Origin of the sequence: Rhodococcus sp. MS13, assembly GCF_013277835.1 — a bacterium.
Classification (GTDB): Bacteria; Actinomycetota; Actinomycetes; order Mycobacteriales; family Mycobacteriaceae; genus Rhodococcus_F; species Rhodococcus_F erythropolis.
Window position 1 is genome coordinate 610,330 of the sequence record NZ_VBTL01000009.1, and the last position, 24,113, is coordinate 634,442.

Genomic DNA, 24,113 nt, shown 5'->3' on the forward strand with positions numbered 1-24,113 from the left:
GAGGAGCGCTGCCAGCCATGTCCAATCCGCTCGGTCAATCGTCGAATGGGTCGCGCCGTGGAGCGTTGCCGACACCGCCTTCGGGATGGCCCATCGGGTCGTATCCCACCTACGCCGAGGCGCAGCGCGCAGTCGATTATCTCTCCGATCAAGAATTCCCGGTTCAGGACGTCACGATCGTCGGCGTGAACCTGATGCAGGTCGAGCGCGTTCTCGGCCGGTTGACGTGGGCCAAGGTGATCGGTGGTGGCATCGTCTCCGGTGCCTGGCTCGGTGTCTTCTTCGGCCTGGTGCTCGGAATCGTCACCGGCGGGTTCCTCGCTCCGCTGATCGCGGGCATCGTGGGCGGCATCATCTTCGGTGTCATCTCCACGACCATCCCGTACGCCGCGACGCGTGGGCAGCGGGACTTCGCCTCGACGATGCAGTTGGTCGCCGGACGTTACGACGTACTGTGTGAGCCCAAGACGGCGGAGTCGGCGCGCGACCTGCTCGCCAAGCTCGCCATCTGACATTCTCGCTCGGGCTGCCAACTTGTGTGATCTCGGTTACTTTATGTACACGCGGGCGAGGCAGTACTCCTTCCCGTGACCGTTTGCCGGACAAGGAAATAGGTCCCTTCTCCGGCAAAAGTGCCGATGTGTGGTGCGTCGGCCAGCCGAATCGACTGCGCCGTCTCGCCGCCCGAGGAGGACGGCTGTGCAGAACAAGAGATTGCAGGCGGGGCAGAAGAAGAAATTGAGGGTGGGGCTGCTCGGCGCGGCGACATTGTTGTTGGCGCCCTTGCTCAGTGCGTGTGGATCAGACAATGACGACGGCGTGGTGCTGTCCTTCTACACCGCCGCCGACGGCGCCGAGCAGTATGCGGAGGCCGCCGCCAATTGCTCGGCGGCGTCGAACGGCGCGTACCGGGTCGAGCAGAAAACTCTGCCCAAGGGTGCCGACGACCAGCGACTTCAGTTGGCCCGGCGTCTGACCGGTAATGACAAGTCGCTCGATCTGATGACGCTCGACGTGGTGTGGACTGCCGAATTCGCCGAAGCCGGATGGGCATTGCCGCTTCCTGACGACGTGGCGTCCGAGGTCAGCAACGGGACTCTCGAGGGTCCGCTGGAGTCGGCGAAGTGGCAGGACCAGCTCTATGCGGCGCCATTGAACACCAACACCCAATTGCTCTGGTATCGAAAGGATTTGATGCCGGACGGGCAACCACCCCAAACCTGGGATCAGATGATCGACATCTCCGAAGGCCTGGCCGCGGAGGGGCGCCCCAGCTGGATCGGTGTGCAGGGCAAGCAATACGAAGGATTGATGGTCTGGTTCAACACCCTTCTCGCCAGTGCCGGCGGATCGGTGGTGGGGCCCGACGGAACAACCGTGACGGTGGCCGACGGTGATGCTGCCCAGCAGGCGCTGACCGTCATGAAACGCGTCGCCACCGCGAAGGGTGCGGATCCCTCGATCTCGCAGGGGGATGAAGCGTCGTCGCGACTGGGTATGGAGAGCGGCAAATCTGCCTTCCAGGTCAACTGGCCGTTCGTGCTGCCCGGCATCATGGAGAACGCCGAGAAGGGCGATCTGCCGTACATCGACGACAAGGGCAACGTCACCAGTGAGAACACCGGAAACACGGTGCTCACGGTGAACGGAGAACGGAATTTCCTTGCCGCTCCGTATCCCTCGGTGATCGAGGGTAAGCCGGCCGAGGTCACGATCGGCGGCTTCAACGTAGCGGTGGCCAAGACCAGCCAGCATCCGGACCTCGCGTTCGAGGCGCTCACCTGTCTGCGTAACGAGGAGAATCAGCGCAACAACGCGGTAGCTGGTGGCGTTCCGCCGACTCTCGAGAGCCTGTACGACGACCCGGCGTTCCAGGAGGCGTACCCGGCGTGGCGTGAGGTTCGCGACAGCCTGGACACCGCTTCGGTTCGTCCGGTTTCTCCTGCCTATCAGAGTATTTCGACGCTCATCACTGCCACGCTGAACCCTGTAGGAAACATCGATCCGGAATCGACCGTGAACGATCTTGCCGAGCAGGTACGCAAGGCAGTCAATTCCGAGGGGCTGATTCCGTGACGATCGACAGCGAAAATTCGGGAGCTGCACCAACAGTCGCGACGCCCTCGCCGGAGCCGAAGCACTCCGCGAAGTCGAAGATGTCGGACGGAAAGGCGGCCGAGCGTCGCCTCGGTCTCTGGCTGGTGGCCCCGGCCGCGATTCTCATGATCGCGGTGACCGCATATCCGGTGGTCTACGCCGTTTGGCTGAGTTTGCAGCGCTACGACCTGCGCTTCCCGGATCAACGAAAGTTCGTGTGGTTCGACAACTACGTGTCGGTGCTGACCGACGGTTACTGGTGGCAAGCGTTCGCGGTGACGACGTCGATCACTGTCGTCTCGGTCGTCATCGAGTTCGTTCTCGGACTGACCATCGCACTGGTGATGCACCGAACGATCGTGGGCAAGGGGCTCGTCCGCACCGTTGTGCTCATCCCGTACGGCATCGTCACCGTCGCGGCGGCATACAGCTGGTACTACGCGTGGACGCCGGGGACCGGCTACCTCGCCAATCTCCTGCCCGACGGCAGTGCGCCGCTCACCGACCAGATCCCGTCGCTCGCGATCATCGTCCTTGCCGAGGTCTGGAAGACGACGCCGTTCATGGCGCTGCTCCTGCTGGCCGGCTTGGCGCTCGTGCCCGATGACCTTCTCAAGGCGGCTCAGGTGGACGGCGCTGGCGCGTGGACCCGGTTGGTACGCATCATCCTTCCGCTGATGAAGCCCGCCATCCTCGTCGCTCTGCTGTTCCGCACACTCGACGCGTTCCGCATCTTCGACAACATCTACGTGCTGACGAAGGGAGCGAACGACACCGGGTCGGTGTCGATTCTGGGTTACGACAATCTGTTCAAAGCGTTCAACCTGGGCATCGGATCCGCGATCAGCGTGCTGATCTTCGTGTGTGTGGCCGTGATCGCGTTCATCTTCATCAAACTTTTCGGTGCTTCGGCTCCCGGATCCGATACGGAAGGACGCTGACATGACCGTGACTCCCAGACTCAAGATCAGCTGGTCCGTCGTCAACCTTCTGGTCTTGCTGTACGCGCTGGTTCCCGTCCTGTGGATCGCCAGCCTGTCCTTCAAACCGGCCGGAACGATCAAGGACGGCAAGTTCATTCCGGAGAAGTGGACCCTGGACAACTACCGAGGAATCTTCGACACCAGCGCCTTCACCAGTGCTCTGATCAACTCCATCGGTATCGGACTCATCTCGACGGTCATCGCCGTGGTGATCGGGACCATGGCGGCGTACGCCATTGCGCGCCTGGATTTTCCGGGCAAGAAGCTGCTGGTGGGTGTTGCACTGCTGATCGCGATGTTCCCGCAGATTTCATTGGTGAGCCCGTTGTTCGACATCGAACGACGGCTCGGACTCTTCGACACCTGGGCCGGACTCATTTTGCCGTACATCACCTTTGCGTTGCCGTTGGCGATCTATACGCTCTCGGCGTTCTTCAAAGAGATTCCGTGGGAACTCGAGAAGGCGGCTCAGATGGACGGCGCGACGCCGGGTCAGGCGTTCCGGAAGGTGGTGGCTCCACTGGCCGCGCCCGGTATCGTCACTGCGGGTATCTTGGTTTTCATCTTCTGCTGGAACGATCTGTTGTTCGCGATCTCGTTGACGTCGACTGAACGCTCCATCACCGCCCCTGCGGCCATCGCGAACTTCACCGGCGCTTCACAATTCGAGGAGCCCACCGGGTCGATCGCCGCGGCCGCCATGGTCATCACCATTCCGATCATCATCTTTGTTCTGTTCTTCCAACGTCGTATCGTGGCCGGGCTTACTTCCGGCGCAGTGAAGGGATAAGCCTGTGGCCGAGATCGTGCTGGACAAGGTGACCAAGCTGTACCCGGACGGAGCCAAGGCGGTCAGTGATGTCGACATCACCATCGCCGACGGAGAATTCATCATTCTCGTGGGCCCGTCCGGTTGTGGAAAATCCACGACCCTCAACATGATTGCCGGGCTGGAAGACATTTCGACCGGCGAGCTGAGGATTGCGGGTGAACGCGTCAACGAACGCGCCCCCAAGGACCGCGACATCGCGATGGTGTTCCAGTCGTATGCTCTGTATCCGCACATGACGGTGCGCCAGAACATCGCGTTCCCACTGACATTGGCGAAGATGTCCAAGGACGAGATCAACGCCAAGGTCGACGACGCAGCGCGGGTGCTCGACCTCACCCAGCATCTCGATCGCAAACCGGCGAACCTGTCGGGCGGTCAGCGTCAGCGTGTCGCGATGGGACGCGCAATCGTGCGCAGCCCGAAGGCGTTTCTCATGGACGAGCCGCTTTCCAACCTGGACGCCAAACTGCGCGTGCAGATGAGGACGGAGATCGCCCGTCTGCAGCAGCGACTGGGTACGACAACGATTTACGTGACCCACGACCAGACCGAGGCGATGACGCTCGGCGATCGGGTAGTCGTGCTGCGCGGCGGAATCGTGCAACAGATCGGTGCGCCGCAGGAACTCTACGATCGTCCGAACAATCTGTTCGTGGCGGGGTTCATCGGGTCCCCGTCCATGAACTTCTTCCCCGGACAGTTGACGGCGGACGGCGTCAGCACGCCGATCGGCGATGTTCGCCTGCCCGCGGCGGCGCAGTCGAAGATCTCGGGCAGCGGCTCGGGCAAGGACGTCGTGGTCGGTATCAGGCCGGAACATTTCGAGGACGTGGCGCTGGTCGATGCATCGCAGAAGCCACACGGTGGGACGTTCACAGTCGACGTCGACGTGCTGGAATCGATGGGTTCCGACAAGTACGCGTATTTCCTCGCTGGTGGCCCCGCCGTCAATTCTCGTGAACTCGAGGAACTCGCCGCCGATTCGGGAACGGCCGTCGCTGGTGGCGGTCAACTGGTTGCCAGGCTCTCGTCCGAGTCCACCGTGGCCCAGGGCAGGTCTATCGATCTGTGGTTCGATCCCGCCAAGATCGCAGTGTTCGACGGCGGTACGGGAGCCAATCTGCTGCTGTGACCGTTACCCGGGCAAGGTGACCGAATACGTCGCGCCCCAGGGGAGCGGTACCTGTTCGGGGCCGGGCGCTGCGTCGGCCGGCTCGGGTAGGGGGATCAGGCGGCCGAATTGTTCGTGATGGGTGGAGGCCGGGGCGGCTTGCGCTGTCCCGGCCACCACGGCGATCGGCGCCGCTGCCAGGGCGCCGGCGACGGCAAATCGAGTGGCGATGCGGCGCTTGCTTGCTCGGGTCGAGATCATGAGCACTCCTGCGTGGTTTCGAGGTTCGGTGAATGCTGTGCCATTCACGGTATTGCGGGTTGATTGTGAAATCTCGTGTGCGAAGCTCATTCACAGGGAACTGGGATGGGCGGCACAGGAGGACAGATGAACGAATCCTCGGTACGAACCGAGCACCTGCCCGGCGGCCCGGACCTCGAACGGATCATGCGCGAACACGCCTACCGCGGTGCGTACCTCCAACTGACGGTGCGCGGCGCTCTGGTGCTGTTCATCGCCCTGACGCTGATCTTCGTCCCGCCGATGAACGACGCGGGATGGTGTTTCGCGATTCTGGGCGCCTATGCCCTCTGGTCGGCAGCCGTGGCGCTGTGGATCCGCAGAGGCGGCACCGGCCCGGTGACGATGATCTGGCTCGGCTTGTTCGTCGACCTCGCCGTGCTCGCAACTCTGACATTGCTGACCGGTCTCGCAGCCGAGCAGAGTTGGACCGCCGACATCTTGAGCAACGGGCTCTTCGTGATTCCGGTTCTTGCGTGTACGCAACTGCGGACGGACGTGTGTGTCGGCGTCGTTGCCTGCACGATCGGTGTGTTTTTTGCTTCCAGTTGGGCAACGATGACTTCGAATTCCGAGCCGTGGCCGTCGATCCTGCTGAGTACCATGGCCTTGGCCGGGGTGGGTGCGGGCGCAATCGGATTGACTCGGATTCAAAGATCACGAGTGTTGACCATCGGGCACCTCGTCGGCCACCGCACGAGTCTTCTGGCCGAACTCATGGGGCTCGAGCAGCGTGAGCGCACAGAACTGTCCGAGCAACTGCACGACGGGGCGCTCCAGTACGTTCTCGCGGCGCGGATGGATCTCGACGAATTGGCAGGCAGTGCGGAACCCGTCGCATTGGCGCGAGCTGGGAAAGCGCTTGGTGAAGCGACAACGCTGCTGAGGTCGTCCGTCTCGGAACTGCATCCCACAGTTCTCGTCCACGTTGGCCTTGCCCGCGCGATCGGGGACCTCGCGCGCTCGGCGCAGGGACGCGGCGGAGTGGTGGTCGACGTCGACACTTCGGGCTGGAACGACGATTTACGCACGTCTGCCGACGAGGTCTTGTTCGGCGCCACCCGAGAACTTCTGGGCAACGTCGTCAAACATGCCGGCGCGCAGAATGTCCGGATCGAGCTTGCACGACTGGACCACCGTGCGGTGCTCGTGGTCTCGGACGACGGTCGGGGGATCAGCGCCGATCGGATTGCCCAACGACGGGCCGCCGGGCACATCGGACTGCTCTCGCACGAACTGCGTGTGGTTGCCGCTGGTGGCTCGTTCTCGGTCGGACCGGGTGAAGAGTCCGGAACGCTCGCGCGAGTCGAGATACCGTTCGAGATCGTCACCGCCCCTGACCACGATCGTTGAGGAGTTGTCGATGTCTGCACTGATCACCGATCGCGAGCTCAACCTGGCGACTCTGGCGCGGCAGTTCCTGCTGCGGCGGGCCGAGGTCAGCGCGTTGGATGCGATCGAGCATCTGGCAGGTCTGCAGGCCCAGGCGCCGAATCCGCCCTACCTGGCACTGTGGGCGCGGCTGAAGAACTTTGCGGCAGAAGACCTCTCCACCCTTGTCGAGAAGCGCCAGGTGGTGCGGCTGGTTGCCATGCGGGGCACGGTCTTTGCCCTCTCGGCCGCCGATGCGGGTCCCTTCCGTGCCACGGTTCAGACGATCATGGAACGCGACCTCCACACCAACAGCACTCAGCGTGCGGCGCTCACCGGGTTGGATCTCGACGCGCTGGCGCAGGCGGGGCGTGACCTGGTAGCGGACGGGCCGCTTACTCAGATGCAGATGAGACCGATACTGGCAGAGCGCTTTCCCGGCCACGCGGCCGAGGGACTGGCGCACGGAGTTCGAGGGCTACTGCCGATGGTGCAGGTCCCACCGCGAGGTTTGTGGGGACGATCCGGAGCGCCGGCACTGACGACCTTGGAGAATTGGCTTGGCGCAGAGGTGAGTTCAACTCCAGATCCCGACGCGATGGTGCTGCGCTATCTGGCTGCCTTCGGGCCCGCGAGCGTGAAGGATGCGCAAGCGTGGTCGGGGCTCACGAGACTCGCCGAAGTCTTCGAGAGGCTACGTCCCGGCTTGATCACCTTTGTCAACGCGAAAGGGGCCGAGGTTTTCGACCTGCCGGATGCGCCACGACCGACCTCCGGAACACCGCCGGTCAGAATCCTTGCTCCGTTCGACAACATCCTGCTCTCGCACGCCGACCGCTCGCGAATCATGGACGAGCAGTATCGAACTCGCGTCTTCACCGTCAACGGCATCATCAGGCCCGCCATCCTGGTGCGCGGAAAGGTGGTGGGATTCGCGACGGTGACGCCGGCCAAGGAGACCGTCGAGTTGAGCGCGACTCTGTTTGCGCAGCAACCGAAGACCGCGCTCGCGTCCATCGAGAAAGAAGCGCGTTCGTTGCTGAAGTTCATGCACCCGAAGATCCCGACCCGAGAGGTGCGGTTCGCTGTCGCTACGTAGCGGGCTTGTGCTTTCGCGGTGCTCGATCGCGTAGTTCGGCCACGATCTCGTCATTCCACATGTGCCGCCGCACCAGTCGGTACCGCTCCCGGGCGATCCACAAGTACGCCTCGGCGTCGGTGTGCTCGGGCAACATGTCGGCGCCCCTCAGCATTCGCACGACGGGGAGAAACTCCTCGCCGAACCAGCGCCGGGCGACCGTGTCTCGGCCGAGGAACTCACCCTTTTCCTGCATGAGCCGAAAACCCCACGCCTCCACGCACTCACTGAGTTCGGCGTACTCCCACGGGTCGGTGACCTGGACAGCTTCGCGTTGCGAGCCCTGCAGCGGAACGCGAGTGAGGAAGAGTCGGCGATGGTCCTTGATGAGCAGATCGGCGCGCTGAGTGATGCCTTCCGGCGAGATGCGCGTGATGATCTCGGTGACGTACGCGTCGATTGTCTTCTGGTGCATCGCACACGCAATGGACACTCGGTGGTGTCCGTCGATCACGAAATGCATGGAGCCGACACGGTACAACTGAACGGGTGGCACCGATTCGCCGCGTCGTTGCGCCACCGCAAGTCGCTCCCAACGAGCGCGCGAGTGAGTGGACGTCGGACGGAAGTACCTGTCGAAATCACCTGTGCGGTCGACACTTCCGACTATCGATTCGATGGTGACAACCTGTAGACCCAGAGACTTCTCACCAACCTTGCCGAGTGCTGCGACAACCTCGTCGAACGGCAGGATCGCGTTGACGTCGTCCGGTTCGCGTCGTAGCCAACTGACCAGACGGGCAACGTCGGCGCGTCGACGCTGACGAGCGAAGTCGTTTTCCGCGTCGGCTGTGGGAAATCCGGTGTCACGAGCCATGTCGGCGCCTCACGATCGTCGGCGGAGTACCTGGGGAAATCTCCATCAGCGTGAAGCCGACGGTATTGAGCACGATAGTCCGGCCTACCTCCAGATCGAGAGGTGTTCGCCCGTGCGGGTGGATGTGTCCGTGAATCATGACCGTCGGATCGAGGGTGCGGATCAAGGGGGTGAAGCATTCGAACCCACGATGTGGCCGATCCTCGGCGTCGCCGACACCGCGGGCGGGGCTGTGGGTGAGCAGCACATCCACGCCCGCCCGGCCGCCGGGAAGCCTCGATTGCCAGGCGTTTCGCCAGGTGAGCGAGCGGGCGCGTCGGCTCTGCTGGCGCTCGGACCACTGATTGGGACCCGTGTTGTATCGGATGGAACCACCGAGGCCCGCGATCCGCAGACCGGCGACGGTCACGATGCGTCCGTCGGCGTTGACTGCTCCGGTCGGGCCGGGCCACTGCGCCGGCATACCTGCCCGCATCCAACCGGATCTCTTGTTCGAATATCCGGACAGATCGACGTCGTGGTTTCCGGGAACGAACACGCACGGCGCATTCAGTTGGTCAGACAGGTACTCCAGATACGCAAACGGCAGATCGCCCGCGCCCAGGATCACGTCGACTCCGAGTGAACGAACTTGACTGCTCCACAGGAATTCGACGGTCTCGTCGCTGACAGCGAGAACGGAGACCATTTCGACGACGCTACCGCCACCGCGAGGTATCTGCGCTGCGAACCTCGCGGGCACGGTGTTTAGATGGACGAGTGTCAGACAGCGTCGTATCTTCCGTCCGGGCCCATCTCGTCAGCAGCATCGAGGGGCCGGACCCCACCGCGGCCTCAGTGACGTTCCTCGGTGTCGAACCGCTGGACGTGCTGCGTTTCGAATCACCCGACGGCCTGGTCCGCTACGTCACACTGGGGTGCTCGCGTCATCCGATGGGCGACCCCAACGAACTGGTCGCAGACCCCACACGCGGTCCTCGCGCCGAGTTGGTGCTCACCCTGCGCGGTGGCACGGGTGTCGCGTCGGGTGTGGCCAGGACGCTCGCGGTGCTGGCTGCGGCGCCGTCCGTCGAAGGGGTCGTGCTGCTCGAGGACGCACTGTTGGACCTGGGCGAGCCGCTGTGGAAGGACACTGCGTTCACGGCGGTGCTTCTCGGTGACAGCGGGATCGCCGACCTGACGCTGCCGGAGCCGTTCGATCCGGTGCGCTTCCTTGGCGTGGTCCCCCTGACCGGTACCGAAGCCGCCTGGGTGCGTCTGCGCGGCGCGGAGGCGCTGCGGGAAGCGTGGACCGAGGCGGGGATCGACATTCGCGATCCGCACCGTTCCGCTGCCTCGCTCTAGCTGCGCCGGCGCTTTGTCCGTCAGATCATTCGGCGTGCACGAGGATGTCCGCCAAGTTCTCGAGACTTACCCGAACGGTCCGTGAAAATGCTTTCGTCACGATCGGGTCTGCCATCTTGCCGAATACGCCGCCGAGTCCGCTTTCGCTGTCGAGTCGGTAGGTGACCCGAGTGCCGTCACCGACTTCTTCGCAGGTCGTGGTCTGCGAGAAGCTGACCGGACTTTCGACGGACGTCGATTTCGACGATCTCGGTGGGTCGTACTCGGTGAATTCGGATGTCCACTCGAGACGCTTGCCCAGGATTCTCGAGACACCGTGCCAACGGCTTCCCACGCCCATCGGGCCGTCGGTGATCTGTTTGCACTCGACCATCGAATTCTCCCAGTTGGGCCAGTTCTCGGCGACGGCGATGTACTCCCAGACGTCCTTGGGTGGCAACGCGATCTCTACAGACTGCTCGACTGTAGGCATGGTTGTTCCTCCATCTCTCCTGGATCTGAATTTGCTTGTCGCAAAATGAATTTCGGGAACGGAATGAAAATGCGTACCCATATCCATTGTCCGCCTGCGACGGTGGCAAGTACAGGGAGTCAGCGTGCGAGGTTCACAGCCAGTTGTTGCGACGGAAGAGAAAGAACAAGCCGACACACACCGACGCGATGAGGAACAGGATGGACTGATAGCCGTACTTGTAACCGAGTTCCGGCATGTTCTCGAAGTTCATTCCGTAGATACCGGCAACGCCCGTCGGCACGGCGGCGATAGCGACCCAAGCCGAGATCTTGCGCATGTCGGTGTTCTGTTGCACCGCGATCTTCGCGAGTGCGGCATCGACCAGAGAACTCAACACCTCGTCGTATTCCGAGATACGTTCGGCCACGATCGTGTGGTGATCCCTTACGTCACGGAAGTATCGCCGGATCTCCTTCGGGACGAGGCCGCCCGCGGGCTGGGTCAGCTGGAGCAGTGGCAATCCGAGTGGAGTGACCGAGCGTCGTAGTTCGACGATTTCACGTTTGAGCAGGTAGATATGCTCGACGGCAACGGTGTTCCGCGGGTTGAACACCAACTCTTCCATGCTGTCGACGTCCTGCTCGACGAGTTGAATGACGGAGAGATAGCTGTCGACGACGTGGTCGGTGATCGCGTGCAACACCGCGAACGGGCCCATGGCGAGACGCTCGGGATTCTGCTCGAGTGACTTGCGCACGCTTGCCAGTTCGGAGTGATCCCCGTGACGGACGGTCACCACGAAGTCGGGACCGACGAACACCATGATCTCGCCGGTTTCGACGATCTCGCTCGCCGTCGCGACGGACTCGTGCGGTACGTAGACGACCGTGCGCAGCACCAGGAACATGACGTCGTCGTAGCGTTCGAGTTTCGGGCGCTCGTGTGCATGGACGGCATCCTCGACCATCAACTCGTGGAGTCCGAAAGTTGCTGCGACATCTTGCATCTGGCCTTCGTCGGGTGCATGCATGCCCACCCAGACGAACGCGTTGTCTCGACTACGGACCTCGGCCAACGCGGCGCGGTGCGTGTACTTGCCCGGCAACCGCACGCCGTCAACGTAGACCGCGCAGTCGACGATCGCGCGGGCTGCCGGAACGGGGATCTTGGGCGCATCGGCTTGCGTCGATTTGCCGTTCGACCAATTCGGCAGTGACGGCATGGTTGGCACGCTCGCTCCTTCTCGGTCTGTAGTGCAGGGGAACGGCACTGCGGCGACACGTGATCGAATTGCGCTGCCGCTGCGGCGTAATCGTACGTCAGCTTCCGGCTCGCCCACCGGAGCGCGATGAAGTTGCCGATTGCTGACACACTGGAACAGTGCGAATAGACCTTCACACCCACTCCAACGCATCGGACGGCACCGATACCCCGGCTGCCCTCATGCGCGCCGCAGCCGACGCCGGACTCGACGTCGTCGCCATCACCGATCACGACACGACTTCGGGCTGGGCCGAGGCGGCGCACGCCTTGCCGGCCGGCGTCAGCCTGGTTCGTGGGATGGAGATGTCGTGCGAAGGTCGAGGTGAGCGTGGTTGGCCGGTCGCTGTTCATCTTCTGGCGTACCTGTTCGATCCGACGCATCCCGAATTCGCCAAAGAACGTGAGCGACTGCGCGCCGAACGCGTCGAACGTATCCGGGTGATGACGACCATGATGGCGCGCGACGGTCTGCCCGTCGATCCCGATCAGATCCTGGCTGACGCCGGTCCGTCCGTCGGACGCCCGCACGTCGCAGCGGCCCTGATGCGAGCGGGAGTGGTGTCGAGCATCAGTGAGGCTTTCTCCGACCTGTTGTCCAGTCGAGGGCGATACGACGTTCCCAAGTACGACACTCCGCTCGAGTACGCCGTCGAACTGGTGGCAGCGGCCGGGGGAGTAACTGTCCTTGCGCATGGACGGGCCCGTTCGCGCGGCGGATTGCTTGCGCTCGACCACATCCGTGATCTGGCCGATCTGGGTCTCGGGGGTCTCGAAGTCGATCACCCGGACCATCGCAGCGACGATCGTGACGTCCTGCGCAGCCTGGCCGTCGACCTGGGCTTGGCAGTCACCGGATCCTCGGACTACCACGGCGAGAACAAGACGATCGGACTCGGCGACGAGCTGACGGACGAGGCCGAGTTCGACAAACTCGTCTCGGCTGCCACCGGCGTGGAGGTACTTGGGCGCTGATGCTCGACACCACGCTCTACCTCACCGTGTTCATCACGCTGTTCGTGATCATGGACCCGCCCGGAGTCATCCCGGTGTTCTTGTCACTGGTCGGCCGCAAGAGCCGTGAAGATCGCAACCGAGCGGCATGGCAGGCCCCCGCCGTCTCCCTTGCGGTCATCTCGGTCTTTGCCATCGGCGGTCAGGCGATACTCAACTACCTTCACATCGGCATTCCGGCGTTGCAGGGCGCAGGCGGATTACTGCTGCTTCTCATCGCACTCGAACTGCTGACCGGGAAGGCCTCCAACCGTCCGCAGGGAGCCGACGACGTCAACGTCGCACTCGTTCCGCTGGGAACGCCGATGATGGCCGGTCCCGGTGCAATTGCGGCTGTCATCGTCTTTGTCGCCCAGGCCGATGGTGAAGCGGCGTCGTATCTGGCGATCGCGTTGGCGATTCTGTCCATCCACCTCGTGCTGTTCGTGGTCCTGCGCTTCTCGACGGCACTGATCCGGATACTGGGTGAGGGTGGCATCAGCCTGCTGGCACGCATCGCCGGTCTTTTGCTCGCCGCCATCGCAGTTCAACTCATTGCGGAATCAGTCCGCGGATTCGTCGCGGGAGCGTAAGAGATGACATACGACGACAGGTACGAGGACGACTACCGGTACCAGGATTATCAGGACTATCAGTACGAAGACGATTACGACTATCCCGCCGACAAACGACAATGGCTGCTGGTTCGCGCTCTACGCGCCCTGAGCGGCACCGTGGCGGCCGGAATCGTGGTCTTGACACTCGTCATCATCGGTTCGGCATATCTGGGCGGCAACCGCGGATTCCCGGGTCCGGGAACAACGTCGATCACCGCGCACATTGCGGCCTCGGTGGTTGCTTTGGCCGCGCAGATCTGGTGCGACCGCAGGCGGGGTATCGCGGCGGTTGCCGGGTCGGTGGTCGTGCTCGTGGTGGCGGGGCTGTTGTTGGTGACGCAGTGGTGGGGATGACACGGTGGGGATGACGCGGTGGGGATGACTGGGTGGGATGACACGGTGGGATGACACGGTGGGGATGACGGCTCGGGTTCGAGTGTGGTGAGGAATCCGACCGCTTGGAGGATTTGATTGTGATCCGACTCTGGTGGCAAACTGGAGTTACTTCGAGGCGGCGCCACAGCCCGGCCCCGAAGTGCAGGTTTCGTCAGAATTTCTCCCGAAACCTAGATTGCATGGATACGCCAGGGCTCACCCGCCCCACACCATGACGCTTCGGATGTATTGCGGCCCACTTTCTCGCGCACGCCGAATGCTCTTCTTCTCAGTAGTCGTTCGCGGAAGAAATGATCTCTGACCGTTGTGAACGTAGTTTCGCAGCGGTCCGAAGGATTACTTCCCAGTAACCCAGCCCCGCTTGAGGCTGGACTAATCAGGAGTGTCATCGTGTCCCTCGTGACTGAAGCCATCAACGTACCCAAGGTCGAGTTGACCGACGAAGAAATCTTTGCCGCTCACGTCGGTGGCAAGCTCTCGGTCGAGACCACCGCGCCGCTCGATACGCAGCGGGCCCTCTCGATCGCCTACACGCCGGGTGTTGCTCAGGTGAGCCGCGCCATCGCTGCAGACGAAACCCTCGCCGATCGATACACGTGGACCAACCGACTCGTCGTCGTGGTCAGCGACGGCACCGCGGTTCTCGGACTCGGCGATATCGGCCCCCGCGCGTCGCTGCCCGTCATGGAGGGCAAGTCGGCACTGTTCAAGAACTTCGCCGGACTGAACTCCATTCCGCTGGTTCTCGACACCAAGGATCCCGACGAGATCGTCGAGACGCTCATCCGTCTGCGCCCGAGCTTCGGCGCGGTCAACCTCGAGGACATTTCGGCGCCGCGTTGCTTCGAGATCGAAAAGCGCGTCATCGAAGCCCTCGACTGCCCCGTCATGCACGACGATCAGCACGGAACCGCCATCGTGGTCCTCGCTGCCCTCAAGGGCGCCGTGAAGGTCCAGAGCCGCGACATCACCACACTCAAGGTCGTCATCTCCGGCGCCGGTGCTGCGGGTGTTGCCTGCGCGAACATCCTGCTCGCCGCCGGAATCAGCGACGTCATCGTGCTGGACTCGAAGGGCATCATCTCGGGCGAGCGCAGCGACCTCAACGACGTGAAGGCAGAACTCGCGGCCCGCACCAATCCCCGCGACCTGCACGGTGGTGCCATCGAGGCTCTCGAAGGTGCCGACGTGTTCCTCGGTGTCTCGGCGGGCAAGATCCCCGAGGAGCTCATCGCTTCGATGGCTCCCGAGTCGATCGTGTTCGCGCTCTCCAACCCGGACCCGGAGATTCACCCCGAAACCGCGTCGAAGTACGCGGCGATCGTGGCTACGGGTCGCAGTGATTTCCCGAACCAGATCAACAATGTTCTCGCCTTCCCCGGTGTGTTCAAGGGCGCGCTCGACGCCGGCGCCCGTCGCATCACCGAAGGTATGAAGCTCGCTGCCGCCGAGGCAATCCTGTCGGTGGTCGGCGACGAGTTGGCGGCGGACAAAATCGTCCCCAGCCCACTCGACCCTCGCGTGGCACCCGCAGTAGCGGAAGCCGTCGCGGCCGCAGCGCATGCTGAGGGCGTGACCAGCTAAGAGGGACTACGAAAGCCCCGATCGGGACCCGCACACAAGGTTCCGATCGGGGCTTTTCGTATGTACCGATCTACAGACGAGTGAGGTCGGGTGTTCGGCGCAGCCTGCCGGTCCCGGGAACCGATGCCCAGACCACCAGCGCCAGTAAGCCGTCCACGACCAGAGCCACAACCGCGACCAGAATTGCGCCGACGACCACTCGGTCGTACTTGTAGAGCGCGAGACCGTCGAAGATGTACCGGCCGAGGCCGCCGAGGTTGACGTAGGCGGCGACCGTTGCCGTGGCAATCACCTGCAGTGTCGCGTTACGCAGTCCGCCGAGAATCAATGGCAGCGCATTGGGTATCTCGACGCGGAAGAGCACTTGGAGTTCGGTCATACCCATCGCCCGCGCGGCCTCGACGACGCCGCGGTCGACGCTGGCAATTCCGGCGTACGTGCCGGCGAGTAGTGGGGGAATGCCGAGGATGACGAGGGCGAGAATCGGCGGCATCACCCCGAGTCCCATGAGAAGAACGAGGAAGGTCAGCAGGCCGAGAGTGGGCAGCGACCGCAGTGCGTTGACGAGACTGACGACCACGATCTCACCGCGACGCAGATGGCCGATGAGTAATCCGATGGGCACCGCGATCACAGCCGAAAGCGCCACGGCCAGAACGCTGTACCAGAGGTGCTGGAGGATGCGGGTGCCGATTCCGGTGTCGCCGCTCCAATTTCCGGGATCGACGATGAAGTCCCAGGCTCCGGTGAAGATGCTCATACGGGTTCCCCCTCGGCAGCCACGACGGCGGGGACCTTCGACGAGGTCGATGTTCTGGTCCACGGGGTCAGGAATCGGCCGATCAGATACAGGATCAGGTCGAGCGCCAGGGCCAGCACGACAATCGCGATGATGCCGGCAACGATCTGGTCCGGGTAGTCGCGGTCGTAGCCCTGTTTGAACAGAACTCCCAGCCCGCCGATTCCGATCAGCGATCCGACCGAAACCAGCGAAATATTGGTAACGGCAATAACTCTGATGTTCGCGATCATCACCGGCAGTGCCAACGGCAACTCGACCGTCAGGGCGCGTCGTAGCGGTGTGAACCCGACGGCGGTGGAAGCGTCGATGACGTTGTCCGGCACCGAATCGAGTGCTTCGGGCACGGCCCGGATGAGCAGTGCTGTCGCATAGACGCTCAGTGCGATCACGACGTTGAGCGGATCAAGGGTCTTGAGTCCGAACAGCTGGGGGATGGTGACGAACAGCGCGAGCGACGGAATCGTGAACGCAATGCTCGCCAGGGTCAACGTGATTCGGCGCAGCCATCTGACGTTGCGGATCGCTGTTCCGACCGGAACGGCAATCAGGAGACCGATCAGCAAGGGCAGCAGCGCCAGATACAGATGGGTCTTCGAGTAGTCCACGACCGTCGAGAAATTGTCGATGAGCCAGCGCATGCCGCTACGCCCCGAATCCCTCGGTGAAGGCGACTCGGTTGCGTTCCTCGTCCTCGCGTCGACGCTGATCTGCCAATTTCGCCACGACTTCGGACCCGAGGATCCCGCCGATGACCGCTCCCTCGCCGTCGACGGCAACGCCGATACCGGAAGGGGACGAGATTGCCGCATCGAGTGCTTGGCGTAGATCACCGCCGGGGGAGAACAACGAACCACCGGCCGACGTCGACTGCGCGATAGTGCGTCCCGAGCGCAGGCCTTCGACGCCGGTCACGTCGATCCATCCCTGTGGACTTCCGCTGTCCGTGACCACGAGAACCCACTCGCCCAATTCGAGACGCAGAGCCTTCAATTCGTTCTCGACGGCCGTGCGTACGGGGTGTAACGGAACCTCGTCGGCAGCGCGGAACGACAATCCCCGATATCCGCGATCGCGTCCGACAAATCCGGCGACAAAATCCGTTGCCGGTGCGGCCAACACGTCGCGAGGTGCCGCAACCTGCTGAAGCCGCCCGCCGGGACCGAAGACGGCAATGTGATCACCGAGTTTGACTGCCTCGTCGATGTCGTGGGTGACAAAGACGATCGTCTTCTTCAGTTCGCTTTGAAGACGGAGCATTTCGGTCTGCAGATCCTCACGCACCACCGGGTCGACGGCGCTGAAGGGCTCGTCCATCAACAGGATCGGCGGATCGGCAGCCAATGCTCGCGCAACTCCCACACGTTGTTGCTGCCCACCCGAGAGTTGCCCGGGATAGCGGGTGGCAAGGGAGATGTCCAGACCGACTCGTTCGAGTACCCCCAACGCGGCTTTGCGCGCTGCGCGGCGGGACTCACCGCGCAGTACCGGAACTGTTGCGACGTTGTCGATCACGGTGCGATGCGGAAGCAAGCCGGCGTTCTGGATGACGTACCCGATGCCGAGACGCAGCTTCACCGCGTCGGTCTGGGCGATGTCACGACCGTCGACGAAGATCTTGCCCGACGTCGGTGTGATCATCCGGTTGATCATGCGCATCGACGTCGTCTTGCCGCACCCGGACGGCCCCACGAACACCGTGAACGACTCGGCCTCGATGGTGAGATCGAGACGGTCGACGGCGGTGGTGCCGTCCGGATACTGCTTGGTGACGCCCTCGAATGTGATCACGTGACTACGAGACCGGCTTGTCGAGGCCCTGCGCCGTCACCCACGCCTTGGCCGCCGCTGCCGGCTCCGTCTTGGTGTCGCCGGACACCTGGACGTTGAGTGCCAACAACTCTTCGGTGGTGAGCTTGGCGGACACCGCATCGAGGACTGTCTTCAACTTGTCGGAAGACTTCGACGCGCGCAGCACCGGCGCCACGTTCTGAGCCGGGAAATTGTTCTTCGGGTCTTCGAGAACCACGAAGTTGTTTGCCGGGATGGAGGCAGACGTCGTGAAGATGTTTGCCGCCGTGATGTCGCCGGACGAGAGAGCCTTCACTGTTGCCGGTCCACCGCCGTCGGCGATCGGGACGAAGTTGGCTGCCGAGATGTCGAGACCGTAATTGGACTTCAAACCGGGCAATCCGGCTGGACGTTCCTGGAACTCGGCCGGAGCGCCGAACTTGACCTCGGCGGAATGCGGAGCCAGATCGGCGATCGTCTTCAGGTTCCACTTGTCAGCGGTTTCCTTCGTGACGACGACGGCGTCCTTGTCCTCGGCGGATGCAGGCGTCGCAATGGCCAATTCCGACCCGAGAGCTGCGGGAAGAGCAGCGAGGACGTCAGCGGAGCTGGTGGCCGTGCTGTCGGGATCCAAGTACTGCAGGAGATTTCCCGTGTAATCCGGAATGACGCTGATCGACCCGTCCTTGAGCGCCGGAATGTACGCCTCACGGCTGCCGACGTTGAACGACGTGGACACATCGAACCCGTTGACACGCAGTGCTTCGGCGTAGATGTTGGCGATAGTCTCGGATTCGGTGAAGTTGGCGGAGCCGACGACGATCGCGTTGGGATCGCTGTTGGAGTCACCGTCACTGCTACCGCACGCTGTCAGTGCAGTGAGAGAGACAACGGTTGCCGCGGCTACGAGCCAACGGTTGGAACGAAATCGTGAGGTGCGCATGAGCGTCCTTCCGGTTTTTCGGGCGTCCCGTGTTTCGGGCGTCGGAAACCATCCCCTTGTGGCGAAGCCACCCGAGTGGCTTCGACGGCGCCGCCACCGAGTGGCTGCGTCAGGACTGGTTACCGCGCATCGCCCGACAAGTGTAACGATAGGTACCGACATGGCACGGTTTTCGATCCATGGGATTGGATGTGAGGATTTCGGTGAAGAGCACACGCACGAAGTATTCGACTGTTGTTGCAGCACTGATGGTCCTGCCAATTCTCAGCGGATGCGCAAACGGTGATTCGGTGGTAGAGAGCGCCGGAGCGGAGTCTCGTGACCAGATCGTGGTGGCTGCTGACGCATCAGTGGAGAGTTCGGTGTTGGCCGAGGTGTATTCGACGGTGCTCTCATCCTCCGGTCTGTCGGCTCGCGTCGAATCGGTGGGTGGAGGCAGAACCCAATCACTCGAGGCTCTGGACGCAGCGCGAGTCACCTTGGTGCCCGAGTTCACCGGTGCGCTGCTCGATCACTACGACCCGTCATCCCCGGCCCGCAAGGCCGACGACGTCTTCGAAGCCTTGAGTCGCTCTCTGCCGGAGGGTCTTTCGGTCTCCGACTATGCGATGGCCGAAGATCGTGCGGTCCTCGCACTCGACACCGGATACGCACAGTCGTTGGGAGCGAAGACGATAGAAGCCTTTGCTCCTTCGTGTGCCGCGGCGACGCCGCTCGTCTCCGCGAGATTCGTCGAGGACGGGGCAGTGGAACAGTTGGCCGAGGGCGCCGAGTGTGTCTTCGCCGGTGTCGATCAGGCAACGCCGGCAGACGTACCCGGTGCACAGGTATTCGGAACCACGACGCTGTCAGCGCTGGCACAATCCGATGCCGTCACAGTGCTCGCTGATTCGAATCACGTTCTGGCTGCGCAGAATGTCGTTCCGCTCTTTCGAGCGGGCGCACTGGGAGATTCGGCTGTCAAGGCGCTCAGCGTCGTTGCGGGTGAACTGTCCACCACCGATCTCGCCGCAATGATCGAGCAGGTGCGGACCGGCAAGGCGTCAGCCTCGGAAGTGGCACGAACCTGGTGGGACACCCGTCAGTGACATGGACGGAGTGGGCCACCCGTCAGTGACATGGACGGAGTGGGCCACCCGTCAGTGACTGTTCGATCCCACTGCTGAACTCGAATCATCCTTGGCACGAATCAGTTTCGATGCGATGAACTGGCCGAGGTCGGCAACGGCGTCTGCTGCTTCCTTCACCAGTGACGCCTGTGCGTGAGCCACATGCCACAGTCGTGCGTACTCCACCAGGGACACGTCGACGCCGGCAGCGGAGAGCTTGTCGGTGAACGTCATGATCTGCGGGTAGAGGACCTCCTCGGAACCGACGTGAATCCTGGTGGGCGGCAACCCGTCGAGCTTGCCGTGCATCGGCGCGTAGCCAGGATCAGTACGGTCGCCGCCGGCAAGGTAAGCGTCGGCGGCATCGAAGGACCAAGCTGTGTTGACCACCAGGTCGGCCTTTTTGGTAGCACCCCGATCGCCGGGATCGACCCACGGCGAGATCAGTGCGAGCGCGCCGGGGGTCACGCCGTGACGCTCGATCAGACGCAGAGCGGTCGCCGCGGCCAGACCGCCACCGGCCGAATCGCCGGCAATGGCAACGCGGTCTTCCGAATAGTCGAACTCGGTGACCAACTGCATGAAGGCTGAGACCGCGTCGTCGAGAGCGGCGGGATACGGATTCTCCGGCGCGAGACGGTAGTCCAAGGTGAAGACCGCACTGGACGACTCACGGGCGAGATGAGCTGCGAGAGAACGGTGTGTGGCAAGCGAACCCAGCGTGTACGCCCCGCCATGCAGGTAGAGAACTGCGGTGGGGCGCTCGGTTGCGCCGACGGTGATCTTCTCAGCCGGTCGGCAAGCCAGCTCCAGCGGGCGCACGACGGCGCCCGCTGGAACCTGCTGTAGCGGTGCCCCGGCCTCGAGCAACAGACGTTGAATCCGATACGGCAGCCGCGAGTTGAAAGCCAGACGGAAGTACGGCTTCAACAAGAATGCGACCACGGGCAGCGGAAGGGTGAACGTGCTCACCGGCAGGGCTCCTGACTCTTTATGCGAACTGCGCTGTGAAACGAACGACGCTGTGAAACGAACTCAGCTGGACTTGGGCATCATTCGGCCGGCGACGATCGCGACGATGCGCTGGTAGCCCGATCCTACGAGGCGAACCCAGGCGTCGAGTGCGATTGCGTCCATCCCGATGAGAACTCGCGGCTTGCTCTTGCGAACACCGTTGACGATCGTCTTGGCGGCGTCCTCCGGAGTGGTGCGCGCGAGCTTGCGGTCGAAGAACTCGGAGAAGACCGCAAGATCTTCGCCCGGACCTGCGGTGGCGTTGCGTGCGATGGCGGTCTTGATTCCGCCCGGGTGCACACAGGTCACCTTCACCGGGTGCTTGGCGATCAGCATTTCCTGGCGAAGCGACTCGGTGAAACCGCGAACGGCGAACTTGGCCGAGTTGTAGGCGCTCTGACCCGGCATCGACAGCAGACCGAAGAGGCTCGACACGTTCACGATGTGCCCGTCACCGGAGGCGATGACGTGGGGAAGGAATGCCTTGGTGCCGTTGACAACTCCCCAGAAGTCTACGTCCATGACACGTTCGAAGTCCTTGAACTCGGACTTCTCGAAGGTGCCGTGGTACGCGATTCCGGCGTTGTTGTAGATCTGGTTGACCTTGCCGAAATGGGCGACAACCGCGTCGGCGTACTCGAGAACCGCTTCACGCTGGGTGACGTCGAGATGGTCCGACTTCACCTCGGCGCCGATGGCCTCCACCAGACGGGCTGTCTCGGCGAGCCCGACGGTGTCCACGTCGGAGATCGCCAACTTGGCGCCCTGGCCGGCCAGGTTCAGTGCGAGTGCGCGACCGATGCCCGATCCCGCTCCGGTGATGACTACGACCTTGCCTGCAAAATCACTCATTGTGCTACTGCCTTCTCGTCGTCGAGGTCGATCTGTGAAGTGGTCGCGGTGCCGACGGCGCCGAGATCCGAGGTGGCGACGCTACGGTATGCCGCGAGGTCGAAATGCTTGGTGGCATTGCGGAACTGGAAGGTGAAGCCAGGCCACAGGGTGGTGTTGTTTCCGTGCTTGTCCATGTACCAGCTGGCGCAACCGCCGTTGTTCCACACGCTCTTGGACATAGCTGCCTGCAGGTCCTTGTTGTACTTGTCCTGCTTGTCCTTGCGCACCTCGATGGTGCCGATGTCGTACTTGTCGATGGTGGCGATCGCGTCGACCAGGTAGTTGATCTGCGACTCGATCATGAAGACCATCGACGAATGTCCGAGGCCGGTGTTGGGGCCGACCAGGAAGAACATGTTGGGGAAGTTGGCAACTGCCGCGCCCTTGTATCCCTGCATGCCGGTCTCTTCGAAGACCTCGGCGAGCGAGCGTCCGTCCTTGCCGAAGATTCCCGCGAAGGTGGGGGAGTCGGTGACGTGGAATCCGGTCGCAACGACGATGGCATCGATCTCACGGGTGGTGCCGGTCTTCGAGACGATCCCGTTGGCGGTGACCTCCTCGATGCCTTCGGTCACCAGGTCGACATTGTCCTGGGCGAGGGTGGGGAAGTAGTTGTTCGAGATCAGCATGCGCTTGCAGCCGATCTGGAAGTTGGGCATGACCTTCTTACGAAGATCCTTGTCCTTGATCTGAGCCTTCAGGTGACGCTCGGCGGCGAACTGCAGCGGCTTCATGAAGACCGGCGCCTTGGCCAGGCCGACGACCTGCGTCTCTCGCATCCAGTAGATACCGGTGCGGCACAACTTCTGGAAGCCGGGGAGGTACTTGAACGCGAGATGCTCGATCTTGGTGTACTCGCGGTCTGCGCGGGGCAGGATCCACGGCGCCGTGCGCTGGTACACGTCGAGGTGTGAGACCTTCTTGCCGATAGCGGGCACGATCTGGATGGCGGAGGCGCCGGTTCCGATGACGGCCACGCGCTTGCCCGTCAGATCGGCATCGTGGTTCCAGCGCGAGGAGTGGAAGATTTCGCCCTTGAATCCGTCGATGCCCTTGATGTCCGGAAGTGAAGGCTCACACAGTGCGCCGACGGCCGAGACGACGATCTTTGCGACGAATTCACCCTTGTTGGTGCTGACGTGCCAATGAGCCGACGACTCGTCCCAGCGGGCTGAGAGAACGTCGCAGTCGAAGATGTGCTTGTCGAGCACCTTGTGGCGGTTGGCCACCGACTGGATGTACTTGTAGATCTCGGGCTGGGTGGAGAAGGAGCGCGTCCACTCCGGATTGAGTGCAAAAGAGTACGAGTACAAATGCGACGGCACGTCACACGCGGCGCCCGGGTAGCTGTTGTCACGCCAGGTTCCACCGACGTCGTTGCCGCGCTCGAGAACGACATAGTCGGTGATGCCGGCCTGTGCCAGTTTGATCGCCGCACCGAGACCGGCGAAACCGCTGCCGATGATCAGTGTGCCGACGTGGCGAGTATCCGCGGCAGGTGCTGAGGTATCTGTAACTGGAAGACTCATGTAGGGAACGATATGCCTTTATTGAGTCACGGTCAATAGCTTATTGACGGATATTCAGTAGTCTATTGGGCATGGACGCAGTAAAGCGAACGCGGCTCGACCCTGCGCAACGCCGAGCGCAACTCATCGATCTCGGGGCGCGCATGCTGGCCGAACGGCCGCTCGAGCAGATTTCCGTCGAGGACATCGCCGATCAAGCGGGGGTGTCGCGTGGGCTTCTGTTCCACTACTTCGCGTCGAAAAGCGAGTTCCATCTCGCCATCGTCCGACACAGCAGTGAACAGATGCTCCAGCGCACGGAGCCGAGCGAGTCGGACGATCCGATGCTCACCCTCCGATCGGTGCTGGCGTCGTACGTCGACTACGTGACCGAGAACCGCAATACCTACGTCTCGCTGCTCCGGGGGACCGCCAGCGGGGATCCGCAGATGCGTGAGGTGTTCGAGCAGACTCGCGACATCATGGCCAAGAGAACCCTCGATCAGCTCCCCAAGATCGGCCTGACTCGAACGCCTCAGGTGGAGTTGGCCGTTCGAGGTTGGATCGCGTTTGTCGAGGAAGCCACCATCAGTTGGCTCCGCGCGCCCGCAATCACCCGCGAGGAACTGATCGACCTGACGGTTCAGTCGTTGCCCGCGTTGGCACTGGCCGCCGTCGGCTTCGATGCCGGGCCGGATCTGGGTCTGCTGCAATCGAATTGACGTGAACGCAGAAAGGCCGGGCCCCACACTCCTTGC

Annotated in this window: 26 protein-coding genes; 14 read left to right on the forward strand and 12 right to left on the reverse strand. The window is 62.7% G+C overall.

Features of this window, described 5'->3' with window-relative positions:
- The first annotated feature begins 17 nt into the window (after positions 1–17).
- The 5 genes from FEZ59_RS20315 to ugpC all read left to right on the forward strand — a co-directional run bounded on the left by FEZ59_RS20315 (position 18) and on the right by ugpC (position 5,044).
- Positions 18–512: a general stress protein gene (locus FEZ59_RS20315; RefSeq protein ID WP_003945065.1), complete on the forward strand. Its 495-nt coding sequence runs from the start codon at positions 18–20 to the stop codon at positions 510–512.
- Between the two features lie 226 nt (positions 513–738).
- Complete coding sequence (locus FEZ59_RS20320) at positions 739–2,076, forward strand: ABC transporter substrate-binding protein (RefSeq protein ID WP_024487780.1); 1,338 nt, start codon at positions 739–741, stop codon at positions 2,074–2,076.
- An 80-nt stretch (positions 2,077–2,156) separates the two neighbouring features.
- Positions 2,157–3,038: a sugar ABC transporter permease gene (locus FEZ59_RS20325; RefSeq protein WP_044480569.1), complete on the forward strand. Its 882-nt coding sequence runs from the start codon at positions 2,157–2,159 to the stop codon at positions 3,036–3,038.
- 1 nt (position 3,039) lies between these two features.
- The gene (locus FEZ59_RS20330) at positions 3,040–3,870 is read left to right on the forward strand and encodes a carbohydrate ABC transporter permease (protein ID WP_019749348.1); all 831 of its coding nucleotides are present in this window, start codon (positions 3,040–3,042) and stop codon (positions 3,868–3,870) included.
- 4 nt (positions 3,871–3,874) lie between these two features.
- Positions 3,875–5,044 carry a sn-glycerol-3-phosphate ABC transporter ATP-binding protein UgpC gene (gene ugpC / locus FEZ59_RS20335; protein WP_020908458.1) on the forward strand — a complete coding sequence of 390 codons (1,170 nt, stop codon included), beginning with the start codon at positions 3,875–3,877 and terminating at the stop codon, positions 5,042–5,044.
- A gap of 3 nt (positions 5,045–5,047) precedes the next feature.
- On the opposite strand, the gene FEZ59_RS20340 is transcribed toward ugpC, so the two are convergent.
- Complete coding sequence (locus FEZ59_RS20340; RefSeq protein WP_202022982.1) at positions 5,048–5,284, reverse strand: hypothetical protein; 237 nt, start codon at positions 5,282–5,284, stop codon at positions 5,048–5,050.
- 126 nt (positions 5,285–5,410) lie between these two features.
- Here FEZ59_RS20340 and FEZ59_RS20345 point away from each other — a divergent pair, with 126 nt between their 5' ends.
- Entirely contained in the window at positions 5,411–6,676 is a 1,266-nt protein-coding gene (locus tag FEZ59_RS20345) for an ATP-binding protein (RefSeq protein ID WP_031331091.1), read from the forward strand.
- A gap of 10 nt (positions 6,677–6,686) precedes the next feature.
- Positions 6,687–7,793 (forward strand): winged helix DNA-binding domain-containing protein, encoded by a 1,107-nt coding sequence (locus FEZ59_RS20350; protein ID WP_172933089.1) that lies wholly within the window; start codon positions 6,687–6,689, stop codon positions 7,791–7,793.
- On the opposite strand, the gene FEZ59_RS20355 is transcribed toward FEZ59_RS20350, so the two are convergent.
- On the reverse strand, positions 7,786–8,649 hold the full coding sequence (locus FEZ59_RS20355; RefSeq protein WP_003945080.1) for a hypothetical protein: 864 nt from the start codon (positions 8,647–8,649) through the stop codon (positions 7,786–7,788). The genes FEZ59_RS20350 and FEZ59_RS20355 overlap by 8 nt on opposite strands.
- Positions 8,639–9,337: a metallophosphoesterase gene (locus tag FEZ59_RS20360; protein WP_003945097.1), complete on the reverse strand. Its 699-nt coding sequence runs from the start codon at positions 9,335–9,337 to the stop codon at positions 8,639–8,641. The genes FEZ59_RS20355 and FEZ59_RS20360 overlap by 11 nt, the downstream gene beginning before the upstream one ends.
- Positions 9,338–9,408: 71 nt before the next feature.
- On the opposite strand from FEZ59_RS20360, the gene FEZ59_RS20365 reads away from it, so the two are divergent.
- Complete coding sequence (locus FEZ59_RS20365; RefSeq protein WP_019749342.1) at positions 9,409–9,993, forward strand: suppressor of fused domain protein; 585 nt, start codon at positions 9,409–9,411, stop codon at positions 9,991–9,993.
- Positions 9,994–10,018: 25 nt separating this feature from the next.
- On the opposite strand, the gene FEZ59_RS20370 is transcribed toward FEZ59_RS20365, so the two are convergent.
- Together FEZ59_RS20370 and FEZ59_RS20375 are read right to left on the reverse strand one after the other, a co-directional pair.
- Positions 10,019–10,465 carry an SRPBCC family protein gene (locus FEZ59_RS20370; RefSeq protein WP_007736117.1) on the reverse strand — a complete coding sequence of 149 codons (447 nt, stop codon included), beginning with the start codon at positions 10,463–10,465 and terminating at the stop codon, positions 10,019–10,021.
- A gap of 133 nt (positions 10,466–10,598) precedes the next feature.
- Positions 10,599–11,669, reverse strand: coding sequence for a magnesium and cobalt transport protein CorA (locus FEZ59_RS20375; protein ID WP_019749341.1), 1,071 nt, complete (start codon positions 11,667–11,669; stop codon positions 10,599–10,601).
- 158 nt (positions 11,670–11,827) lie between these two features.
- On the opposite strand from FEZ59_RS20375, the gene FEZ59_RS20380 reads away from it, so the two are divergent.
- The 4 genes from FEZ59_RS20380 to FEZ59_RS20395 all read left to right on the forward strand — a co-directional run bounded on the left by FEZ59_RS20380 (position 11,828) and on the right by FEZ59_RS20395 (position 15,297).
- Positions 11,828–12,682: a PHP domain-containing protein gene (locus tag FEZ59_RS20380; RefSeq protein WP_019749340.1), complete on the forward strand. Its 855-nt coding sequence runs from the start codon at positions 11,828–11,830 to the stop codon at positions 12,680–12,682.
- Complete coding sequence (locus FEZ59_RS20385; protein ID WP_003945093.1) at positions 12,682–13,293, forward strand: MarC family protein; 612 nt, start codon at positions 12,682–12,684, stop codon at positions 13,291–13,293. The genes FEZ59_RS20380 and FEZ59_RS20385 overlap by 1 nt, the downstream gene beginning before the upstream one ends.
- A 3-nt stretch (positions 13,294–13,296) precedes the next feature.
- On the forward strand, positions 13,297–13,671 hold the full coding sequence (locus tag FEZ59_RS20390; protein ID WP_020908450.1) for a hypothetical protein: 375 nt from the start codon (positions 13,297–13,299) through the stop codon (positions 13,669–13,671).
- Positions 13,672–14,103: 432 nt separating this feature from the next.
- Positions 14,104–15,297, forward strand: a complete 1,194-nt coding sequence (locus FEZ59_RS20395) for an NADP-dependent malic enzyme (RefSeq protein ID WP_003945072.1) — start codon at positions 14,104–14,106, stop codon at positions 15,295–15,297.
- A 70-nt stretch (positions 15,298–15,367) separates the two neighbouring features.
- Here the strand turns inward: FEZ59_RS20395 and FEZ59_RS20400 are convergent, their stop codons facing one another.
- The 4 genes from FEZ59_RS20400 to FEZ59_RS20415 are packed head-to-tail and all read right to left on the reverse strand — an operon-like array spanning position 15,368 to position 18,830.
- Positions 15,368–16,057, reverse strand: coding sequence for an ABC transporter permease (locus FEZ59_RS20400; protein ID WP_003945081.1), 690 nt, complete (start codon positions 16,055–16,057; stop codon positions 15,368–15,370).
- Positions 16,054–16,737, reverse strand: coding sequence for an ABC transporter permease subunit (locus FEZ59_RS20405; protein WP_019749338.1), 684 nt, complete (start codon positions 16,735–16,737; stop codon positions 16,054–16,056). The genes FEZ59_RS20400 and FEZ59_RS20405 overlap by 4 nt, the downstream gene beginning before the upstream one ends.
- Before the next feature lie 4 nt (positions 16,738–16,741).
- A complete protein-coding gene (locus FEZ59_RS20410) occupies positions 16,742–17,887 on the reverse strand; it encodes an ATP-binding cassette domain-containing protein (protein ID WP_172933090.1) in 1,146 nt (381 codons plus the stop codon).
- A 4-nt stretch (positions 17,888–17,891) separates the two neighbouring features.
- Entirely contained in the window at positions 17,892–18,830 is a 939-nt protein-coding gene (locus FEZ59_RS20415; protein WP_172933091.1) for an ABC transporter substrate-binding protein, read from the reverse strand.
- Between the two features lie 203 nt (positions 18,831–19,033).
- Between FEZ59_RS20415 and FEZ59_RS20420 the strand changes: the two genes are divergently transcribed.
- Positions 19,034–19,918, forward strand: coding sequence for an ABC transporter substrate-binding protein (locus FEZ59_RS20420; RefSeq protein ID WP_070384947.1), 885 nt, complete (start codon positions 19,034–19,036; stop codon positions 19,916–19,918).
- Between the two features lie 51 nt (positions 19,919–19,969).
- Here FEZ59_RS20420 and FEZ59_RS20425 read toward each other — a convergent pair whose 3' ends face one another.
- From FEZ59_RS20425 to FEZ59_RS20435, 3 genes are all read right to left on the reverse strand, one after another.
- Positions 19,970–20,911 (reverse strand): alpha/beta hydrolase fold domain-containing protein, encoded by a 942-nt coding sequence (locus tag FEZ59_RS20425; protein ID WP_019749334.1) that lies wholly within the window; start codon positions 20,909–20,911, stop codon positions 19,970–19,972.
- Positions 20,912–20,974: 63 nt separating this feature from the next.
- Complete coding sequence (locus tag FEZ59_RS20430) at positions 20,975–21,805, reverse strand: SDR family NAD(P)-dependent oxidoreductase (protein WP_019749333.1); 831 nt, start codon at positions 21,803–21,805, stop codon at positions 20,975–20,977.
- On the reverse strand, positions 21,802–23,376 hold the full coding sequence (locus FEZ59_RS20435; RefSeq protein ID WP_172933092.1) for an NAD(P)/FAD-dependent oxidoreductase: 1,575 nt from the start codon (positions 23,374–23,376) through the stop codon (positions 21,802–21,804). Before FEZ59_RS20435 ends, FEZ59_RS20430 begins: the two co-directional genes overlap by 4 nt.
- 71 nt (positions 23,377–23,447) lie before the next feature.
- Here FEZ59_RS20435 and FEZ59_RS20440 point away from each other — a divergent pair, with 71 nt between their 5' ends.
- Entirely contained in the window at positions 23,448–24,077 is a 630-nt protein-coding gene (locus tag FEZ59_RS20440; RefSeq protein ID WP_007736130.1) for a TetR/AcrR family transcriptional regulator, read from the forward strand.
- Positions 24,078–24,113 lie beyond the last annotated feature (36 nt).

Coding starts and splice junctions, on each gene's coding strand:
- FEZ59_RS20315 (WP_003945065.1), top strand. CDS start 18: ATGTCCAATCCGCTCGGTCAATCGTCGAATGGGTCGCGCCGTGGAGCG.
- FEZ59_RS20325 (WP_044480569.1), top strand. CDS start 2,157: ATGTCGGACGGAAAGGCGGCCGAGCGTCGCCTCGGTCTCTGGCTGGTG.
- FEZ59_RS20330 (WP_019749348.1), top strand. CDS start 3,040: ATGACCGTGACTCCCAGACTCAAGATCAGCTGGTCCGTCGTCAACCTT.
- FEZ59_RS20340 (WP_202022982.1), bottom strand. CDS start 5,284: ATGATCTCGACCCGAGCAAGCAAGCGCCGCATCGCCACTCGATTTGCC.
- FEZ59_RS20345 (WP_031331091.1), top strand. CDS start 5,411: ATGAACGAATCCTCGGTACGAACCGAGCACCTGCCCGGCGGCCCGGAC.
- FEZ59_RS20350 (WP_172933089.1), top strand. CDS start 6,687: ATGTCTGCACTGATCACCGATCGCGAGCTCAACCTGGCGACTCTGGCG.
- FEZ59_RS20355 (WP_003945080.1), bottom strand. CDS start 8,649: ATGGCTCGTGACACCGGATTTCCCACAGCCGACGCGGAAAACGACTTC.
- FEZ59_RS20360 (WP_003945097.1), bottom strand. CDS start 9,337: ATGGTCTCCGTTCTCGCTGTCAGCGACGAGACCGTCGAATTCCTGTGG.
- FEZ59_RS20370 (WP_007736117.1), bottom strand. CDS start 10,465: ATGCCTACAGTCGAGCAGTCTGTAGAGATCGCGTTGCCACCCAAGGAC.
- FEZ59_RS20375 (WP_019749341.1), bottom strand. CDS start 11,669: ATGCCGTCACTGCCGAATTGGTCGAACGGCAAATCGACGCAAGCCGAT.
- FEZ59_RS20385 (WP_003945093.1), top strand. CDS start 12,682: ATGCTCGACACCACGCTCTACCTCACCGTGTTCATCACGCTGTTCGTG.
- FEZ59_RS20390 (WP_020908450.1), top strand. CDS start 13,297: ATGACATACGACGACAGGTACGAGGACGACTACCGGTACCAGGATTAT.
- FEZ59_RS20400 (WP_003945081.1), bottom strand. CDS start 16,057: ATGAGCATCTTCACCGGAGCCTGGGACTTCATCGTCGATCCCGGAAAT.
- FEZ59_RS20405 (WP_019749338.1), bottom strand. CDS start 16,737: ATGCGCTGGCTCATCGACAATTTCTCGACGGTCGTGGACTACTCGAAG.
- FEZ59_RS20415 (WP_172933091.1), bottom strand. CDS start 18,830: ATGCGCACCTCACGATTTCGTTCCAACCGTTGGCTCGTAGCCGCGGCA.
- FEZ59_RS20430 (WP_019749333.1), bottom strand. CDS start 21,805: ATGAGTGATTTTGCAGGCAAGGTCGTAGTCATCACCGGAGCGGGATCG.
- FEZ59_RS20435 (WP_172933092.1), bottom strand. CDS start 23,376: ATGAGTCTTCCAGTTACAGATACCTCAGCACCTGCCGCGGATACTCGC.
- FEZ59_RS20440 (WP_007736130.1), top strand. CDS start 23,448: ATGGACGCAGTAAAGCGAACGCGGCTCGACCCTGCGCAACGCCGAGCG.